15 protein-coding genes are annotated in these 18,663 nt (G+C 64.9%); 14 read left to right on the top strand and 1 reads right to left on the bottom strand.

What is annotated here, in order from left to right; translation table 11 throughout:
• The first annotated feature begins 23 nt into the window (after positions 1-23).
• The 12 genes from ACP7B7_RS13455 to dld all read left to right on the top strand — a co-directional run bounded on the left by ACP7B7_RS13455 (position 24) and on the right by dld (position 14,709).
• The gene (locus ACP7B7_RS13455) at positions 24-2,708 is read left to right on the top strand and encodes a polysaccharide deacetylase family protein (protein WP_426076989.1); all 2,685 of its coding nucleotides are present in this window, start codon (positions 24-26) and stop codon (positions 2,706-2,708) included.
• 184 nt (positions 2,709-2,892) lie between these two features.
• A complete protein-coding gene (locus tag ACP7B7_RS13450) occupies positions 2,893-3,687 on the top strand; it encodes an SDR family NAD(P)-dependent oxidoreductase (protein WP_426076988.1) in 795 nt (264 codons plus the stop codon).
• An 86-nt stretch (positions 3,688-3,773) separates the two neighbouring features.
• Positions 3,774-4,748: a substrate-binding domain-containing protein gene (locus tag ACP7B7_RS13445; RefSeq protein ID WP_426076987.1), complete on the top strand. Its 975-nt coding sequence runs from the start codon at positions 3,774-3,776 to the stop codon at positions 4,746-4,748.
• Between the two features lie 79 nt (positions 4,749-4,827).
• Complete coding sequence (locus tag ACP7B7_RS13440; RefSeq protein WP_426076986.1) at positions 4,828-6,339, top strand: sugar ABC transporter ATP-binding protein; 1,512 nt, start codon at positions 4,828-4,830, stop codon at positions 6,337-6,339.
• Complete coding sequence (locus tag ACP7B7_RS13435) at positions 6,336-7,361, top strand: ABC transporter permease (protein ID WP_426076985.1); 1,026 nt, start codon at positions 6,336-6,338, stop codon at positions 7,359-7,361. Before ACP7B7_RS13440 ends, ACP7B7_RS13435 begins: the two co-directional genes overlap by 4 nt.
• 49 nt (positions 7,362-7,410) lie before the next feature.
• Positions 7,411-8,628 carry a mannonate dehydratase gene (uxuA, locus tag ACP7B7_RS13430; protein ID WP_426076984.1) on the top strand — a complete coding sequence of 406 codons (1,218 nt, stop codon included), beginning with the start codon at positions 7,411-7,413 and terminating at the stop codon, positions 8,626-8,628.
• Positions 8,629-8,668: 40 nt separating this feature from the next.
• Complete coding sequence (locus ACP7B7_RS13425; protein WP_426076983.1) at positions 8,669-9,436, top strand: GntR family transcriptional regulator; 768 nt, start codon at positions 8,669-8,671, stop codon at positions 9,434-9,436.
• The gene (locus ACP7B7_RS13420) at positions 9,405-10,421 is read left to right on the top strand and encodes a hypothetical protein (protein ID WP_426076982.1); all 1,017 of its coding nucleotides are present in this window, start codon (positions 9,405-9,407) and stop codon (positions 10,419-10,421) included. Before ACP7B7_RS13425 ends, ACP7B7_RS13420 begins: the two co-directional genes overlap by 32 nt.
• Positions 10,422-10,441: 20 nt before the next feature.
• Positions 10,442-11,191, top strand: a complete 750-nt coding sequence (locus ACP7B7_RS13415; RefSeq protein ID WP_426076981.1) for an SDR family oxidoreductase — start codon at positions 10,442-10,444, stop codon at positions 11,189-11,191.
• 11 nt (positions 11,192-11,202) lie between these two features.
• Entirely contained in the window at positions 11,203-12,099 is an 897-nt protein-coding gene (locus ACP7B7_RS13410; RefSeq protein ID WP_308921395.1) for an SMP-30/gluconolactonase/LRE family protein, read from the top strand.
• Positions 12,100-12,136: 37 nt separating this feature from the next.
• Positions 12,137-13,003 (top strand): fumarylacetoacetate hydrolase family protein, encoded by an 867-nt coding sequence (locus tag ACP7B7_RS13405; RefSeq protein WP_426076980.1) that lies wholly within the window; start codon positions 12,137-12,139, stop codon positions 13,001-13,003.
• The gene (gene dld, locus ACP7B7_RS13400; protein ID WP_426076979.1) at positions 13,000-14,709 is read left to right on the top strand and encodes a D-lactate dehydrogenase; all 1,710 of its coding nucleotides are present in this window, start codon (positions 13,000-13,002) and stop codon (positions 14,707-14,709) included. The genes ACP7B7_RS13405 and dld overlap by 4 nt, the downstream gene beginning before the upstream one ends.
• On the opposite strand, the gene ACP7B7_RS13395 is transcribed toward dld, so the two are convergent.
• Positions 14,706-15,890 (bottom strand): response regulator, encoded by a 1,185-nt coding sequence (locus tag ACP7B7_RS13395; protein ID WP_426076978.1) that lies wholly within the window; start codon positions 15,888-15,890, stop codon positions 14,706-14,708. The genes dld and ACP7B7_RS13395 overlap by 4 nt on opposite strands.
• A gap of 128 nt (positions 15,891-16,018) precedes the next feature.
• Here ACP7B7_RS13395 and ACP7B7_RS13390 point away from each other — a divergent pair, with 128 nt between their 5' ends.
• Entirely contained in the window at positions 16,019-18,091 is a 2,073-nt protein-coding gene (locus ACP7B7_RS13390; protein WP_426076977.1) for a TonB-dependent receptor, read from the top strand.
• Between the two features lie 26 nt (positions 18,092-18,117).
• Positions 18,118-18,663 (top strand): RNA 2'-phosphotransferase, encoded by a 546-nt coding sequence (locus tag ACP7B7_RS13385; protein ID WP_308921389.1) that lies wholly within the window; start codon positions 18,118-18,120, stop codon positions 18,661-18,663.

Here is an 18,663-nt window from a genome sequence, read left to right as displayed (position 1 = left end):
TAGTTGAAGGGAAACCCCCAGCAGTGACTTCCAAACCGATCAAGATTGCCGCCACCGTCGTCGTGGCCCTGGCCGCAGGTGCCGGCATCTATACTTTTACCCTTCCCGCCACCACCGCCCGTCCGCCCGCCGCAGCTGACGTGGCAGCCCAGAAAGCCAGCGCCGATGCCGCAGCTGTGGCCGCGCAGCTGCGCGAACTGCTGGCCAATTTCCGAAAGATTATCGTGCTGCTGGCCGACGAGGACAGCCAGCCCGAAGGCGCGCGCGACGAAGCGCGCAAGGTGGGCCAGGCGCTGTTCCACGAGAACCAGGAACGCACCGCGAAGCTGGATACGATGCTGGACCAGCTGATGGCGCCCGGCAATCCCGGCCGTTTCGATGCCATCGACGGCTTGCTGACGTATATCGAATCGGACCCCGGCCTGTTTGACGCCGACCGCCTGGCCTTCCGCGAACTGCTGCAGGGCCTGCTGGCCGACGTGGCGAAAGATGGTTCCCTGCCGGCGATCAAGCTGCACAAGCGCATTTCCGAAGACCTCGATGCGCTGGCCGAGATCGAGCGCAATTACGAAAAGGAAATCCGCCAGATCTTCGGCAATATGGGCCAGCGCGCCATCGAACTGAAACGCGAACGCTGGGACGACTACGTGGCGCAGCTGAAAAAACTGTACCGGCGCGAACAGATCCTCAAGGAAAACGGCATCGTCGAGCCCTATACCAAGCCGCCGGCCGGCTCCATCCCGGAACCGAAGCCAGCCGTGAACAAGGAAGATGCGGAAATCTTCGGCCTGAACTTGCCGAAAAAGACCATTGTGCTGACGTTTGACGATGGCCCGCACCGCCGCTATACGGAAGAAATCAGCGCGATCCTGAAACAATATGGCGTGCCGGCCGTGTTCTTCAATGTGGGCCGCAACCTGGGCAGCCTGGATGCCGCAGGTAACGCGAAACTGAATGCGGGCGCGGAAGTGAGCCGCAAGCTGATGAAAGAAGGCTATGCGGTGGGCAACCACAGTTTCAGCCACGCCCAACTGTCCAAGGAGACCGGCGACAAGCTCAAGGGCGAAATCCTCGGTACGGACACCCTGTTGAAAGCGATCAGCCCCGAGCGCGCCGCGCTGTTCCGTTTTCCGTATGGCGCGCGCAACAGCGAAGGCATGGCCGCGCTGGCCGACGCGCACCTGAAATCGGTGATGTGGAATATCGACTCGCTGGACTGGGCCGACCCGGTGCCCAGTTCCATTACCAACCGCGTGCTGGCCTCGGTCGACAAGGCCGGGCGCGGCATTATCCTGTTCCACGACATCCACGAACGCACGGTGAAAGCCTTGCCGGCCATTCTCGACCGCCTGGTGGCCGAAGGCTATCAGTTCGCCGGCTGGGACGGCACCACCTTCAAGTCCGCCAAGGGCGAGGCGCCGGCGCCCGAAAAGGTCGCCATCCAGGCCGGCTACGCCAATTCCTGGGCGGTGGTGATCGGCATCGACGACTACGCCAAATGGCCCAAGCTGCAATATGCGGTGCGCGACGCGCAAAGCGTGCGCGAAACCCTGATCGAGAAATTCGGCTTTGCGCCCGAGCGCGTGGTGACCCTCAAAAACGCGGAGGCGACGCGCAACAATATCCTGGCCGCCTTCCACGACAAGCTGGCCCATGGCGGCGTGCAGAAGAACGACCGCATCTTTGTGTTCTTTGCCGGCCATGGCGCCACCCGCAAGCTCAGTTCCGGGCGCGACCTCGGCTATATCGTGCCGGCGGACTCCGACCCGGCCCAGTTCGCCACAGACGCGATCCCGATGACGGAAATCCAGAATATCGCCGAAAGCCTGACGGCCAAGCATGCGCTGTTCGTGATGGACGCCTGCTACAGCGGCCTGGGCCTGACCCGCGGCGCCGGCAACAGTTCCTTCCTGCGCGATAACGCCAAGCGCATCGGCCGGCAGATGCTGACGGCCGGCGGCGGCGACCAGCTGGTGGCCGATGGGGGCCCGAACGGTCACTCGGTCTTTACCTGGACCTTGCTGCAGGGCCTGGCCGGCAAGGCCGACCTGAACGGCGATGGCCTGATCACGGCCACCGAGCTGGCCGCCTATGTGGCGCCGGCCGTCTCCAGCGTGTCGAACCAGACGCCGGCCTTTGGCAGCCTGCCGGGGTCCGAAGGGGGCGACTTCGTGTTCGAGCTGCCGGGCGAGACGGAATTCCTCAGCCCCAACACGACGCAGCTGTCGACCGAGGCGATCGCCATGAACAGCAAGCTCGACGCCAAGCCGGCGGCGGCCAGCGTGACGGTCAAGGACTTGCAGGGCGGCGAACAGAAGATCGTCACGCCGGGCGCCGTGCCCAGCACCACGCGCCAGCTGGCCCAGCGCGCCAACGACCGTGGCTTGCAGCATTACAAGGAAAAGCAGTACGACCTGGCCGAAGCGCAATTCACGGAAGCGCTGAAACTGCGGCCCGACTTCGCGCTGGCGGCCAACAACCTGGGCTTTGTGTTCTATAAGCAGGAAAAATACCGCGAAGCGGCGCGCTGGTTTGAAAACACGGTGAAAATGGACCCGTCGCGCGCGATCGCCTACCTGAACCTGGGCGACGCGTATTTCCGGGCGGGCGAGGGCGCCAAGGCCAAGCTGGCCTATAAAACCTATCTGGAACTGGCGCCGACGGCGGTCACGGCGCCAGCCGTGCGGCAGAAGATGGAAAAGCTGTAACTTTCTTTTTTTGTATATCGATTGCCCTTCCTGGCCCGCCTGACAAGCGGGCCAGTCTTGTTTTACATCAAGCCAAAAACGATTGCTACCAACATAAAAGCCATGCTATCGTTTACTAACTGAGGTACTAGTACCTTTATGGAGACGGCATTGCCATCGAAATGGCAAGCACAAAGGAGGATTGATGAATTCACCGCAACAATATGTCCAGGAACTGGCTGGCAAGGTGGCGCTGGTGGTGGGCGGCTCCAGCGGTATCGGCCTGCATGCGGCCGTGCTGCTGGCGCAACGGGGCGCCAGGGTCGCCATCCTGGCCGACCGTGGCGTGGACGAGGCCGTGGCGTTTGCCGCCGCGCACGACGTGCAGCTGCTGGGTATCTCGGGCGACGCGGCCACCGGCAGCGTCGTCAAGGCGGCCGTCGAGCAGACCGTGGACACCCTGGGCGGCCTGCATATCACCGTGCATACGGTGGCCATCCATCCTTACGGTTCCGCCACCGAGACGTCCGAAGCCACCTGGGACCGCGTGATGGCCGTCAACCTGAAAAGCGTGTTCCTGCTGGCCCACCACGCCGTGCCGCATATGGTGGCGCAGCGCGACGGCGCCATCGTCAATGTGTCTTCCGTGCAGGGCACGGCCTGCCAGCATGACGTGGCGGCGTATGCCACCAGCAAGGCCGCCATCCTCGGATTTACGCGCACCCTGGCCAACGACTATGCGGCCAGTGGCATCCGCGCCAATACCGTCAGCCCCGGCTCGATCCGCACGCCGCTGCTCGACCTGTCGTACGAAAAATTCGGCGCCGGCGCCAGCAAGGAGCAGGTTTTCCAGAAATGGGGCGAGGGCATCCCGATCGGCCGTATCGGCGAACCAAACGAGGTGGCCGAGATGATCGCCTTTGCCGCCAGCCCGCGCGCCAGTTATTGCACCGGCAGCGAGTTCGTGGTCGATGGCGGGTTGCTGGTGCAACTGGCCTGACGCAGCAGCAAGACAGCAAGACAGCAAGGCAGCAAGGCAGTAGCAAGGCAATGTTTTTCCACTATAAAAAAACAGGAGACAAAGACATGCATTTCGCTAAAAAAATAATGGTGGCGGCCGTGGCCGCTTGTACGCTCATCGGCGCCGGACTGGCGCCCGCGCAGGCGGCCGACAAGCCGGTGATCGCCGGCATCGTGTTCCAGCAGGATATCTATATGAAGACTGTGCTGGCCGGCATGCGCGCGGCCGCCAAGGCGGGCAATGCGACCTTGCTCGAAGCCAATACCGACAACAAGATCGAAAAAGAAGCGCAGACCATCGATACCTTTGTCGCGCGCGGCGTGAACGCCATCGTCATCACGGCCCTGCATCCGAGCAATTCGCTGCCGGCCATCGAGCGGGCGCGCGCCAAGGGCATCACTGTCATCACGGTCGGCACCGGCATCGACAAGGCCGGCGTGGTGCAGGGCCATGTGAAGTCCAGCGACCGCGATATCGGCCTGTCGACCGGCGCGGCCGCCGCCACCTTCATCAACGACAAGCTGGGCGGCAAGGCAAACGTGGCCGTGCTGGCCTTCAAGTCGCTGCTGCCGGGCCAGAGCGGCGACCGCACGGGCGGCTTCCTCGACAATGTCAAGAAGGGCACGCAGGTGGCGGTGGTGGCCGAGCAGGATGCCTGGCTGCCGGAAAAAGCGGTGGCGGTGGCCGGCGATATCCTGACGGCGAACCCGAACATCAACGTCATCTATGCGGCCAATGAAGGCGGCACGGTGGGCGCCATGCAGGCCGTGCGCAATGCGGGCAAGGCCGGCAAGGTGTTTGTGTTCGGCACCGACAGCTCCGAGCAATTGGGACGCGGCCTGCTGGCGGCCGACAATGTGCTGCAGGCCACCACCGCGCAGCAGCCCTTCGTGGTTGGCGAAAAAGGCGTGCAGGATGCGCTGGCCGTGCTCGGTGGCAAAACCGTGCCGGCCGAGCAGGTCGTGCCCGTCAAGCTGCTGTCGCGCGCCGACAAGCCGGCCGTCGAAGCATTCATCAAGGAGCTGCGCCGCATGAACTGAGCGAACGCCACGCTTGTTCGACACCCACGCGCCGCCGCCACGCCGGCGGCGCCCATGATCCACCAAGGGGAGACCCTGCATGAACCGAAGTGACACAGTCACGCTGGCTTTTGGCGCGCTGCGCAAGGAGTACGGCAAGAACTGCGCGGTGCGCGACCTGACGTATACGCTGGGCGGCGGGCGCATCCACGCGCTGATCGGCAAGAACGGCTCGGGCAAGAGCACCCTGATCAAGATGATCGCCGGGGCCACCCGGCCGACGTCCGGCACCATCACGCTCGATGGCGAGGTGCTGGACTTCCATGCGCCGCAGGAGGCCTTGCGGCGCGGCATCGTCACCGTGCACCAGGAGTTGAGCCTGATACCGGAACTGACGGTGGCCGAGAATATTTTCCTCGGGCGCATGCCCAAGGTGGGCGGCTTTATCCGCTGGAGCCTGCTCTTCGAACAGGCGCGCACCCTGCTCGACGAGATGGGCGCCACCGAGATCGACGAACACGCGATTGCCGGCAGCCTGTCCGTGGGGCGCCAGCAAGTGGTGGAAATCGCCAAGGCCATGTCGTTTTCGCCGCGCGTGTTGCAGCTCGACGAGCCGACCTCGGCCTTGGCCAACGATGAAATCGCCCATCTGTTCGCCCTGCTGCGGCGCCTGCGCGACAAGGGCGTGCTGATGATCTATGTGTCGCACCGCCTGGCCGAGCTGCACGAGATCGCCGACGATATCCTGGTGCTGCGCGATGGCGAGTTTATCGGCGCCATCGACACCTGCGACGCGACGCCGGAAGCAGTGGTCGACATGATGTTCGGCACGGTCGAGGAGTTCGCCCCGCGCGCCGCGCGCCCGGCCAGCAGCGAAGTGGTGCTGGAAGTGCGCGACCTGTGCATCAAGGGCCTGCTCGACAAGATCTCGTTCAAGCTGCACAAGGGCGAAGTGCTGGGCATCGCCGGCATGCTGGGCTCGGGCCGCACGGAGCTGCTGCGCGGCATCTTCGGCGCCGACCGCATCACTTCGGGCCGGATCCTGGTCGGCGGCCAGCCGGTGAAGGAGCCCAGCCCGCGCCGCATGCGCGACCTGGGCGTGGGCTATACCTCGGAAGACCGCAAGGCGAAGGGCCTGGTGCAGCCGTTGTCCTGCCACGCCAACCTGTGCCTGGCCGGCCTGCAGCGCATGGGCCGGCGCGGCTGGACGTCCCTGCTGCGCGAGCAGTCGCATGTGGCAAAGCAGATCAGCGACCTGCGCATCAAGCTGGGCCACCCGCTGCTGCCCGTGTCGTCGCTGTCCGGCGGCAACCAGCAAAAAATCGTGGTGGGCAACTGGCTCAATATCGAGCCGCGCGTGATCATGTTTGACGAACCCAGCCGTGGCGTCGACCTGCATGCCAAGCAGCAGATCTTCCAGACGCTGTGGCAATTGTCGAACGAGGGCCTGGCCGCCATTGTCGTCTCGACCGAACTGGAAGAGCTGCCGGCCGTCTGCGACCGCATCCTGGTATTGAAGAACGGCCGCCTGGCCGGAGAATACGGACCCGAAATCGGCGCCAAGGCGCTGTATGCAGCCTGCATGGTTGCCCAGCTTGAGGAAATACAATGAGCCAGACAATTGCCGATATCAAACCCGCCGCCGGCACGGCGCGCAAGTCGCCGCCAGGAGGCGTGCAGCGTTTCGTGCTGCGCCACCCGATGGAACTGATTTTGCTGCTGATGTACGTGCTGCTCAGCTTTACGGCCACCGGCTTCATGTCGATGGACAACCAGCTCAATGTGCTGCGCAATGTGGCTGTCACCGGCATTATCGCCTTCGGCATGACCCTGGTCATTATCAGCGGCGAGATCGACCTGTCGGTCGCCTCGCTGGTGGCCGCCGCAGGCTGCCTGTGCGCCTGGATCATCAAGCAGCTCACGCCGCTGGACGTGATCGAACCGTCGGTGGCCATTGTCGCCGCCGGCGTCGTGGTGACCATGGGCTTTGGCCTCTTGGTCGGCTTTATTACCGGCAAGCTGCGCCAGCATATCGGCGTGCCGACCTTTATCACGACCCTGGCCATGATGGCCATGCTGGTGGGCTTTTCCAACCTGATCACGGACGGCACGCCGATCGAATCGTTCCCCGACTGGTTCGGCCAGCTGGGCAGCGGCCGCTGGCTGGGCATCCCGGTCCCCGTGTATATCTTCGCCGCCATCTTTGCCGCCATGCATGTGGTGTCGCGCTATACCACCTTCGGGCGCGAAGTGTATGCGGCCGGCGGCAACCTGGAAGCGGCGCGCCTGTCCGGCATCGACGTGTGGCGCACCAAGACCGTGTGCCTGATGCTGACCTCGCTGTTCGCGGCCATCGGCGGCATCATCTATGCCTCGCTGATCAACAGCGGCAATTCCACCGTCGCCAAGGGGCTGGAGCTGGAAGTCATTTCGGCCGTCATTATCGGCGGCGTCAGCCTGCTGGGCGGGCGCGGCGCCATCTGGGGCACGTTTATCGGCGTGATGTTCATGGGCGTGCTGCTCAACGGCATGACCTTATGGGGCTTCAACCCCTTCTGGCAGGACGTGGTGCGCGGCGCGCTGATCCTGCTGGCCGTCCTGCTCAACCAGCTGGTCGACCGCGAACGCCATTGAGCGGCGTTGGCATCTTTCATCTCTCATTATCGAATACTCAGGAGGCAGCATGTTACAAAGTTGGCGTTGGTTCGGACCGAAAGACCCGGTCTCGTTGCGCGATATCCGCCAGGCCGGCGTGACCGACCTGGTCACCTCGCTGTATCACCTCGAATGCGGCGCCGAGTGGCCCGAGGAAGAGATCGCCAGGCGCATCCGCGAAATCGAATGGGATGCCGAAGGCCAGCGCGCCAGCGGCCTGCGCTGGAGCGTGGTGGAAAGCCTGCCCATCCACGAGGACATCAAGACGCGTTCCGGCGACTTTCGGCGCTACATCGAGCTGTACAAGGAGAACGTCACGCGCCTCGGTGCGCAGGGCGTGAAAACCATCTGCTACAACTTTATTCCCGTGCTGGACTGGGCCCGCACCGACCTGCATATCGAACAGGCCGACGGCAGCACGATTTCCGGCTGCAATATCGACGCCTTTGTGGCGTTCGACCTGTTCGTGCTGAAACGCCCCGGCGCCGAGAGTGATTATGCGCAGTGGGCCGTCGATTCGGCGCGCCAGTTCTACGACGAGCTGAGTCCTCAAGCGCGCCAGGAACTGACCGACAATATCCTGCTGGGCCTGCCCGGCACGGTGGAGGACCTGAACCCGGCCGAATTCCTGCGCCGGCTCGATCGCTATCGCGGCATCGATGCCGAAGCCCTGCGCAACAATCTGTACAGTTTTCTCAATGAAATCATGCCTGCCTGCGAGGCGGCCGGCGTCAAGATGTGCATCCACCCGGACGATCCGGCCTATCCGGTGTTCGGCATTCCGCGCATCCTCAGCCGCGAGGCGGACGTGGAGCGCCTGTTCGCCGCCGTGCCGTCGCCCAACTCGGGCCTGACCATGTGCACCGGCTCGTTTGGCAGCTGCATCGGCAACGATCCGGCCGCCATGCTGGAACGTTTCGCCGACCGCGTGTACTTCATTCATTTCCGCAACGTCACCCATGTGCCGGGCAAGGAAGGCTCGTTCTATGAGTCGAACCACCTGTTCGGCTCGGTCGACATGCCGAAAGCCATGCGCGTGCTGGTGCAGGAAGAGGAGCGCCGCAAGGCGGCCGGCATGGCGGTCTGGGGCATACCCGTGCGTCCCGATCACGGCAAACTGATGGATGGCGACAAGAATGGCGGTTATTATCCGGGCTACTCCCGCACCGGACGCATGATAGGCCTGGCCGAACTGCGCGGACTGGAAGTGGGCATCCGTTATTCGATGGGACTGGCGATAGAGTAGGCGCCGGTGCCGTCGCGCCACCAGAAAGTGAACGCTACAAGTGCAGACCAAGACACCGACCAAGACCAAATTGCCCAAGCGCGCCGACCAGGCTGACCAGGTGCGCATGTTGAGCGAGGCCATCGGCGCCGACCGCATCGATCCGGCCTTGCCCTATATGCCGCAGGTGTTCAACGTGCTCAAGCAGGCCATTCTGGCGATCCGCCTGATACCCGGCACGCCGTTGTCGGAGGCGGCGATCGCCGAGGTGTTCGGCCTGAGCCGCACGCCGGTGCGCGAGGCGCTGCGCGAACTGTCGACCGAAGGCCTGCTCGACATCTTTCCGCAGGCGGGCAGCGTGGTCTCGCGCATCAGCGTGCGCCTGATCGAGCAGGGCGCCTTTGTGCGCGGCGCGCTGGAAACGGCCAACCTGATGGACCTGGTGACGCGGCTGGACGCGGCCGGCCGCGGCCGCATCGAGCACGTTATCGGCTTGCAAAGGCAGGCCCTGGCCGGCAAGGACTATGAGGGCTTCTATGCGCAGGACGAGGCCATGCACAAGCTGTTTTTCGAACTGACCGATCGCCTGCCGGTGTGGCATATCGTCAACCAGGGCAAGCAGCATGTGGACCGGGCGCGCGTGCTGATCTCGCGCGAACGCAAGGCGTCGAGCCAGCGCGCGTTCGAAGACCACCTGCGCATCGTCGACGCCCTGTTTACGCAGGACAAGGCGGTGCTGGCGGCGGCGCTGGCCGAGCATTTTGCGCGGGTCAAGGAATCGGTACTGGAATTTTCACATGCCAGCCATCAGCAGTTTTTTGTGGAGTAACACCGTGACAAGCTGGATATTGCAGTGGTCGCATGGACAGGGCAGCGTGGAGGCATCGGGCGCCATGCTGGCTCCCGTGACGTTTATCCTGCCCGATGGCCGCCAGGTGCAGCCGTTTGCCGTCTTTCCCTGGGCGCAGGAAGCCTTGCCGCCGGGCCAGCCGCCCTTGACCGGCCTGATGGCCAACGGCCGTGGCGAATGGCCCTGCGTGCCGTTCGGAGGCGGCCCGGCGCCGTTCGACCATCCCATCCACGGCTGGCCTGCGCATGGCGTGTGGCAACGGCTCGACGATGGCGGCGACCTGGCCCATGTGCATCTGCGCTACGATTTTCCGGCCGACAGCCCGGTGGAGAGCGTCGAGCGCTTGATTACCGGCGTGGACGGCCAGGCCGAGATCCGCTGCCGTCTGAAGGTCACGGTGCGCCGCGCCTGCGCATTGCCGCTGGGCCTGCATCCGACCTTGCGCCTGCCCAAGCGGCCCGGCGCGCTGCGGGTGACGGCGGGTGCGTTTGCCTTTGGTCTGACCTTGCCGCGTGAACACGAGCCGGGCGCCGATGTGCTGCAGCCCGATGCCCAGTTTGCGGCGCTGTCGCACGTGCCGGGCGCCGGTGGCCAGCCGCTCGACTTGTCGCACCTGCCGCTGGCGCAGGACACCGAATCGCTGGTGCAATTGTGCGGGGTTGATGGCCAGATGACGGTCAGCAACCTCGACGAAGGCTATGCGTTTGCCCTCGCCTGGGATGCCGAGGTGCTGCCCTCGTGCCTGCTGTGGATCAGCAACGGCGGGCGCCAGGCCTGGCCGTGGAGCGGGCGCCACTTTGCGCTGGGCGTGGAGCCGGTCTGCAGCTATTTCGACTGGGGCGTGGACGCCGGCACCAAGCCCAATCCCGTGTCCACGCGCGGCGTGGCCACCTGCGTGCAACTGGAACCGGGCCAGCCGCTCGATATTGCCTATCAGATGACAGTCGGCGGCCTTACCTTATAAAAACATTCAAGGAGACACAAATGACTGCACGCTTGCAACACAAGACGGCGCTGGTGACGGCGGCCGGCAATGGCATGGGCAAGGCGGCCGCGCTGGCCTTTGCCGAACAGGGCGCCCAGGTCTGGGCCTGCGATATCGACGCCGCCGGCCTGGACCGTTTGCAGCACCCGAATATCCATTGCCACGTGCTCGACGTGTGCGATGGCGCCGGCATCGCCGCCCTGATGAGCGAAGTGGCGGCCACGCATGGCCATGTCGACGTGCTGCTCAATGGCGCCGGCATCGTCCACCATGGCACGGCGCTCGACTGCGACGACGACGCCTGGGCCCGCACCATGGAAGTCAATGTATCGAGCATGCACAGGCTGATCCGCGCCGTGCTGCCGGGCATGGTGGCAGCCGGCGGCGGCAGCATTATCAATATCGCCTCGGTGGCGTCCAGCATCAAGGGTTTTGCCAACCGTTATGCCTACGGCGCCAGCAAGGGCGCGGTCATCGGCCTCTCCAAGGCGGTGGCGGCCGATTTCGTGCGCCAGCAGATCCGCTGCAACGCCGTGTGTCCCGGCACGGTGGACACGCCCTCGCTGCGCGCGCGCATCGCCGCCGCCGCCGATCCGCTGCAGGCAGAGCGCGACTTTATCGCGCGCCAGCCGCTGGGCCGCCTGGCCACCGTCGACGATATCACGCCCATGCTGGTCTACCTGGCCAGCGACGAATCGCGTTGCGTGACCGGCCAGGCGTTGTGCGTCGATGGCGGCGTGACGATTTGAACGCCCCGGCCATGGCGTTGTATGAACCGCGCTGCATTGCGGCCACCGGCGACGCCGTCGGCGAGGGCGCCGTCTGGTGCGCGCAGGAACAGGCCCTGTACTGGACCGATATCAACCGTTTTTTGATCCACCGCCATGCGGAAAGCACGGCCAGCACCATCACCTGGCTGTTCGACGAGCCGGTGGTGGCGCTGTCCTTGAGCACCGAGCCGGGCCGCTGGCTGGTGGCGCTGGCCTCGCGCCTGATCTGGTGGTGGCCCGAGGGCGATGTGCGGCGCGACCACGGTTTCATGCTCGACGGCTTTCCCGCCGTGCGCCTGAACGACGGCCGCGCCGATGCCCACGGCAATTTCTGGATCGGCTCGATGCGCAACAACGTGGGCGCGGACGGCGAGCAGGGCGAAGCGGGCGGGCGCGACGGAAAATTGTTCCGCATCCGCCCCGATGGCGCGGCCAGCGTGCACCTGGACGGCATCGGCATTGCCAATACCGTCTGCTGGAGCCCCGACGGCGCCACCTTTTATACGGCCGATACGCTGGACAATATGATCTGGGCCTTCGATTTCGATGTCGCCAGCATGTCATTGAGCCGGCGCCGGCCGTTTTTCGGCGGCTGGGAGCGGGGCTTGCCGGACGGCTCAGTCATCGATGCCGAGGGCTATCTATGGAACTGCCGTTTCTTCGGCAAGTGCATCGTCCGCATCGCGCCGGACGGCCGCATCGACCGCGTGGTCGAGATGCCCGTCACCAATATCACCACCGCCACCTTTGGCGGCACCGACCTGTGCACGCTGTTCGTGACCTCGGCCGCCGCCGGCCGCCAGGCTGGCGAACGCCTGGCCGGCTCGCTGTGGGCCTTGCGCTGCGCCGTGCCGGGCCTGCCCGAGCACCGGGTGCGGGTCGCCTGAAAAATAATTACAACCATTATCAACCAGGAGTCTTTATATGAAATTACTGCGTACCGGCAACAAGGGTCAGGAACAGGCCGCCATCCTCGACGCCGACGGCCAGATCCGTTCGCTGGCCGGCATCGTCGCCGACATCGACGCCGGCGTGCTGTCGCCGGCCGGCCTGGCCAGGCTGCGCGCGCTGGACCTGTCAACCTTGCCCGTGATCGCCGCCGGTGGCCGCATCGGCACGCCCTGGGTCGGTTGCGGCAAGTTCATCTGTATCGGCCTGAACTACGCCGATCACGCCGCCGAGGCCGGCATGCCGATACCGGCCGAGCCCATCCTGTTTACCAAGGCCGTTTCCGCCATCCAGGGCCCGAACGACCCGGTCGTCATGCCGCGCGATTCCGTCAAGACGGACTGGGAAGTCGAGCTGGGCGTGGTGATCGGCACCCGCGCCCGCTATGTGGAGCTGGACCAGGCGCTGAAGCATGTGGCCGGCTATTGCGTGGTCAACGATGTGTCCGAGCGCGAATACCAGCTGGAACGCGGCGGTACCTGGGACAAGGGCAAGGGTTGCGACACCTTCGGCCCGGTCGGTCCATGGCTGGTCACCGCCGATGAAGTGGGCGACCCGCAGCAACTGGCGCTAAGCCTGGAAGTGAACGGCCGGCGCGTGCAGAACGGCTCGACTTCCACCATGATCTTTACCGTGGCCGAACTGATCAGTTATGTCAGCCGCTTCATGACCCTGGAGCCGGGCGACATCATTTCCACCGGCACCCCGCCGGGCGTGGGCATGGGCCTGAAACCCGTGCCGCAATTCTTGCGCGCGGGCGACACCATGGCCTTGTCGATCGCCGGCCTGGGCGAGCAGCGGCAGACTGTGTACGCCTGGGACGCGGCCGTGCTGGACGCATGAGCGGCGCCGCCGGCAATGCCGGCCTGATCGCCGCGCTCAAGGCCATCGTCGGCCCCGGCGACGTGATCGACCGGGCCGACCGCATGCGGCCGTATTGCAGCGGCTTTCGCTTTGGCAGCGGCGAGGCCATCGCGGTGGTGCGCCCGGCCAGCCTGGTGCAGCAGTGGCAGGTGGTGCAGGCCTGCGTGGCGGCCAATGCCATCGTCATCATGCAGGCCGCCAATACGGGCCTGACGGGCGGCTCCACGCCGGACGGCAACGATTACGACCGCGATATCGTCATCATCAGCACCATGCGCATGAAAAAGCTGCATGTGGTGGACGAGGGCAGGCAGGTCGTGTGCTTTCCTGGCGCCACGCTGGACTTGCTGGAGCGCACGCTCAAGCCGCTGGGCCGCGAGCCGCATTCGCTGATCGGTTCGTCCTGCGTGGGCGCGTCCGTATTCGGCGGCGTCTGTAACAACTCGGGCGGCTCGCTGGTGCAGCGCGGCCCGGCGTATACCGAGCTGTCGCTGTACGCCCGGGTGAACGAACATGGCCGGCTGGAACTGGTGAACCACCTGGGCATCGCGCTGGGCGACGAGCCGGAAGCGATGCTGGCGCGCCTGGACAGTCGCGACTACACCGATGGCGATATCGATTTCCATGTCGGCAAGGCGCATGACGACCGCTATGCGCGCCAGGTGCGCGAAGTCGACCAGGACACACCGGCCCGCTACAACGCCGATCCGCAGCGCCTGTACGAATGCTCGGGCTGCGCCGGCAAGCTGATTCTGTTTGCCGTGCGGCTCGACACCTTTCCGGCCCAGCTATCGTCGCAGGTGTTTTATATCGGCACTAATGACCCGCAGCAACTGACCTTGCTGCGCCGCGAGCTACTGGCCGGCGACACGCCGCTGCCGATCGCCGCCGAATACGTGCACCGCGACGCCTTCAACCTGGCCGAACGCTACGGCAAGGATATGTTTTTGCTGATACGCCTGCTGGGCACGGCGCGCCTGCCGGCCCTGTTCGCGGCCAAGGCCAGGCTGGACCGCCTGCTGGCGCGCTGGCGCTGGCTGCCGGCGGATATCAGCGACCGCGCCATGCAATGGCTGGGGCGCTGCTTCCCCTCGCATCTGCCGCACCGCATGTTGCAGTACCGCGACCTGTACCAGCACCATCTGATGCTGAAAGTGGCCGGCGACCAGGCGCAGGCCACGCGCGCCTTGCTGGAACGGCGCTTCCCGGCAGGCGAGGGCGCTTTTTTCACCTGCGACGCCGACGAGGGCGCGCGCGCCTTCCTGCACCGCTTCGCCGTGGCCGGCGCCGCCGTTCGCTACCGCACCATGCACCGGTGCCAGATCGCCGACATCGTCGCCCTCGATATCGCCCTGCCGCGCAACACGCGCGACTGGTTCGAGCAGCTGCCGCCGCAGATCGACGCCAAGCTGTCGCAGAAGCTGTATTACGGCCACTTCTTGTGCCATGTCTTCCACCAGGATTACATCGTCAACAAGGGCAATGACGCGATGGAGGTCGAGCACGAAATGCTGGCCCTGCTGGACCAGCGCGGCGCCGAATACCCGGCCGAGCACAATGTCGGCCACCTGTACGCAGCCAAGCCGGCGCTGGCGGCTTTTTATCGCGAGATCGATCCGTGCAACCAGTTCAATCCGGGGATCGGCAAGACCTCGAAGCTGGCGAACTGGGGGGAGGGAGCTTAGGCGGCCTGTATCAGCTTGTTCACCGCCGCCAGCAAGCTGGTACCCGAGGCGGTGATAAAGCGCGCCCCGGCCGCTTCGGCTTCCTTGCCGTAGCTGGCGACGGTATCTTTGCTGCAATAGACGATCACCGGCAGGTCCGGCATGGCTTGCCGCACGTCGCGCACCGTGCGCACGCCGGCGTCCTTGACGCGCTGGCCGCCTTCCAGGCGCGCCATGTCGGTGATCAAGAGGGCGTACTGGTTCTTTTGCAGCAGGCTCAGGGCTTGCGCCAGCGACTGCGCCAGGTCGACCTTGATGTTTTCGCGCGCCAGCTGTTCCACCAACAAGGTGTTGTTGCGCGGATGGTCGTCCAGCCACAGCACGCGCGCGGGCGGCTTTTGCGCCGTCGGCAGGCCGGCCAGCGTGGCCACGGCCGGCTGGCCATCGTCGGCAGTGCGCGCCAGCAGCAGCTGGGTCACCGCTTCCTGCAGGTCTTCCAGCGACTTCTGCTGCAAGCGGCTCAGCTCCGCCACTTCGATTTCCCTGCCGCTTTCCAGCCTGACCGACTCGTACTTGACCAAGGTGTCGGCCCGCTTGATCATGATGGACAGGTAAATCCGCGTGAGCAGGTAGCCGATCAAAAAGCCGTGGACGGAAAAAAACAGCATCACGCCGCCCACCACCGCCCTGGCCGTGTCCGGAGCTATGGCCAGGCTGGGTGCGATAAAGGCGGCCACGCCCTGCGCCGTGGCGGGCAGGCTTTTCAATTCGATCAGGCCCACGCCGACGATGATCTTGGTCAGCCAGTCCGATACTTCCACCAGGTTGGAATTGATTTCCATCGGCGAGGGCGTGCCGAGAAAAATCGTATTGCTGGCGCCGGCCGCCGCTTCCATGGCGGCCGGTTCGTCGCCGCTGCGGCGCTTGCCGTTGCTGCGCTCTTCCGCCGGCGGCATATTGACGGTTCCCGACGGCAAGCTGCGCGGTATGCCGAACAAAAATCCCAGCAACATGCCGCTGACGCAAAAGCCCAGGCTCCACAACAGGGCCGGCACGGCGTGGTAATACGGTGGAAACAGTGCGCCGCAGAGGACGGCCAGCGCGCCGGCCAGCAGGATGGACAGCAGGATATATGGCAGTACGTCGCGCTTGGCGGGGAGGATGCGCCCGGCCGGCCTGGGCGCGCTGTCGGTCTGGTCCACGATGGTTCCTCGGGAAAGAGTCACTGGTCAGAAAAGCAAAGTTTTTGAATCCAGCAAACAAGTTGCCGCGTATATTGCATCAAGCAAGGTTGCAAGCCCGCTTAGACATCATAAAAACTGGAGACGACATGCATTTGAGAAAAAGCAAACTGGCGGCAGCTTGCAAGCTGGCCCTGTTGTTGATGGCGGGCCAGGCGGCGGCGCAGTCCGAGGGCGCGTCCTCGCCTGACGAGGCGCGCACCGTGCGCGTGGCCGGCCATTACGACAACGCCGTCGGTACCTCGGATGCGGCCAGCCAGGGCGTGATCACGAACGAGCTGATCGTCAACCGGCCGGCCCTGCGCACGGGCGAGCTGCTGGAATTCGTGCCTGGGCTGATCGTCACCCAGCACAGCGGCGACGGCAAGGCCAACCAGTATTTCCTGCGCGGTTTTAACCTGGATCACGGCACCGATTTCGCCACCTTTGTCGACGGCATGCCCGTCAATATGCGCACGCATGCCCACGGCCACGGCTATTCCGACCTCAATTTCCTGATTCCGGAACTGGTGCAGCGCATCGATTACAAGAAGGGGCCGTATTTTGCGGGCGAGGGCGACTTCGCCTCGGCCGGCGCGGCGCGCATCCGGCTGATGGACAAATTGCCGCAAGGCATGGCCAGCCTGTCCGTGGGCCAGCATGGCTATGCGCGTGGCGTGCTGGCCGATTCGGTGGCCGCCATGCAGGGCACCTTGCTGTACGGCCTGGAACTGAACCGCAACGACGGCCCCTGGGACAGTCCCGAGCGCGTGCGCAAATACAGCGGCGTGCTGCGTTACAGCCAGGGCACGCAGGATGACGGTTTCAATGTCACCGCCATGGCGTACAGGAACAGCTGGAACGCCACCGACCAGGTGCCGCTGCGCGCGGTCGAGTCCGGCGTGATTGGCCGCTACGGCGCGCTGGACCCCAGCGACGGCGGCGATACCAGCCGCTACAGCCTGGCCTACGCCCTGCGCAAGCGCACGGACAACCGCCTGTTCGAATTCGACGCCTATGTGATCCGCTCGCAGCTGGACCTGACCAGCAATTTCACCTACTTCCTGGCCGATCCTGAACTGGGCGACCAGTTCCAGCAGAGCGAGCGGCGCACGGTGGCGGGCGTGAATGCCAGTGCCAGCTGGAATACCGAGCTGGCCGGCTTTGCCATGCGCAACAAGGTCGGCCTGCAGGCGCGCCATGACAGGCTGTCGCCGGTCGGCCTGTATGGCACCCAGGACAGGGTGCGGCACAGCACGGTACGCGAAGACCGGGTGCGCGAGGGCAGCGTGGGCCTGTACGCGGAAAACAGCACGCAATGGCTGCCGTGGCTGCGCTCGGTGGCGGGACTGCGCCATGACGCCTACCGTTTCAATGTGGCCAGCAGTATCGCCGGCAATAGCGGCAAGGCCAGCGACGGCATCACCTCGCCCAAGCTGTCCTTGATTTTCGGGCCGTGGAGCAAGACGGAGTTCTTCGCCAATGCCGGCAAGGGTTTCCACAGCAATGACGCGCGCGGCACCACGCAGACGCGCTTGCCCGACGGCACGGCGTCTGCGCCCGTCACGCCGCTGGTCGCCACCCGCGGCATGGAACTCGGTGCGCGCACGGAATGGCTGCCGGGACTGCAAAGTTCGCTGGCGCTATGGCGCCTCGACATCGATTCGGAGCTGCTGTTTGTCGGCGACGCCGGCGAGACCGAACCGAGCCGCGCCAGCCGCCGCCACGGCATCGAATGGAACAACCACTATATTGCCGCGCCCTGGCTGCTGTTCGACCTGGACCTGGCCGCCTCGCGCTCGCGCTATACGGAGCAGGACCCGGCTGGCAACTTCATTCCCGGCTCGATCGACAAGGTGGCCTCGTTCGGCGTCACCCTGACCGACCAGGGCCCATGGTCGGCCGCCTTCCAACTGCGCTACTTCGGCCCGCGCCCGCTGGTGGAAGACAATAGTGTGCGCTCCGCCTCGACCACCCTGGCCTATGCGCGCCTCGGTTACCAGCTCAACCGCCAGACCCGCGTCTCGCTCGATGTGTTCAACCTGTTCGACAAGCGAGCCAGCGACATCGATTACTACTACGCGTCGCGCCTGCCCGGTGAAGCTGCGGAAGGAGTGGAGGACCGGCATTTTCATCCGGTCGAACCGAGGTCGGTACGCTTGACCCTGGCTTACGCTTTCTAGCAATATTGCTCTGCTACACTGCGGGCATGACAGATCATTCAGTACAAACCAGCAAATTTCTTTCTCTTGTATTGCGCCATGCGCCCGAGACCATCGGCTTGACCCTGGACGCCAACGGCTGGGCCGATATTGCCCAGCTGCTGGCGCAGGCGGCCAGCCACGGCAAAACCATCTCGCGCGCACAGCTCGATGAAGTGGTGGCGAACGACAGCAAGACGCGCTACGCCGTCAGCATGGATGGCCTGCGCATCCGCGCCAACCAGGGTCACTCGTTGGCGACCGTCGACATCGCCTTGCCGCCGGCGATACCGCCAGCCGTGCTGTACCACGGCACGGCCAGCCGCTTTGTCGAGTCCATCCGCGAGCAGGGCCTGCGCGCCGGCAGCCGCAACCATGTGCACCTGTCGGCCACCGAAGATACCGCCGTCAACGTCGGCAGCCGCCACGGCAAGCCGGTGGTGCTGGCGGTCGACACGGCCGCCATGCAGGCGCAGGGCCATGTGTTTTATCTGGCGGCGAATGGGGTGTGGCTGACCGACGCCGTGCCGGCAGCGTTTATCTCGTTCCCCTGA

The sequence above is a fragment of the Janthinobacterium sp. PSPC3-1 genome, assembly GCF_049896105.1.
Taxonomy (GTDB): Bacteria; Pseudomonadota; Gammaproteobacteria; order Burkholderiales; family Burkholderiaceae_D; genus Janthinobacterium.
The sequence above is the reverse complement of the archived record's forward strand: the minus strand, read 5'-3'. Positions and strand labels throughout refer to the sequence as shown.

Bases quoted from the DNA above. Each gene is read 5' to 3' on its own strand.
- ACP7B7_RS13450 (WP_426076988.1), top strand. From the start codon at position 2,893: ATGAATTCACCGCAACAATATGTCCAGGAACTGGCTGGCAAGGTGGCG.
- ACP7B7_RS13445 (WP_426076987.1), top strand. From the start codon at position 3,774: ATGCATTTCGCTAAAAAAATAATGGTGGCGGCCGTGGCCGCTTGTACG.
- ACP7B7_RS13440 (WP_426076986.1), top strand. From the start codon at position 4,828: ATGAACCGAAGTGACACAGTCACGCTGGCTTTTGGCGCGCTGCGCAAG.
- ACP7B7_RS13435 (WP_426076985.1), top strand. From the start codon at position 6,336: ATGAGCCAGACAATTGCCGATATCAAACCCGCCGCCGGCACGGCGCGC.
- uxuA (WP_426076984.1), top strand. From the start codon at position 7,411: ATGTTACAAAGTTGGCGTTGGTTCGGACCGAAAGACCCGGTCTCGTTG.
- ACP7B7_RS13420 (WP_426076982.1), top strand. From the start codon at position 9,405: ATGCCAGCCATCAGCAGTTTTTTGTGGAGTAACACCGTGACAAGCTGG.
- ACP7B7_RS13415 (WP_426076981.1), top strand. From the start codon at position 10,442: ATGACTGCACGCTTGCAACACAAGACGGCGCTGGTGACGGCGGCCGGC.
- ACP7B7_RS13410 (WP_308921395.1), top strand. From the start codon at position 11,203: ATGGCGTTGTATGAACCGCGCTGCATTGCGGCCACCGGCGACGCCGTC.
- ACP7B7_RS13405 (WP_426076980.1), top strand. From the start codon at position 12,137: ATGAAATTACTGCGTACCGGCAACAAGGGTCAGGAACAGGCCGCCATC.
- dld (WP_426076979.1), top strand. From the start codon at position 13,000: ATGAGCGGCGCCGCCGGCAATGCCGGCCTGATCGCCGCGCTCAAGGCC.
- ACP7B7_RS13390 (WP_426076977.1), top strand. From the start codon at position 16,019: ATGCATTTGAGAAAAAGCAAACTGGCGGCAGCTTGCAAGCTGGCCCTG.
- ACP7B7_RS13385 (WP_308921389.1), top strand. From the start codon at position 18,118: ATGACAGATCATTCAGTACAAACCAGCAAATTTCTTTCTCTTGTATTG.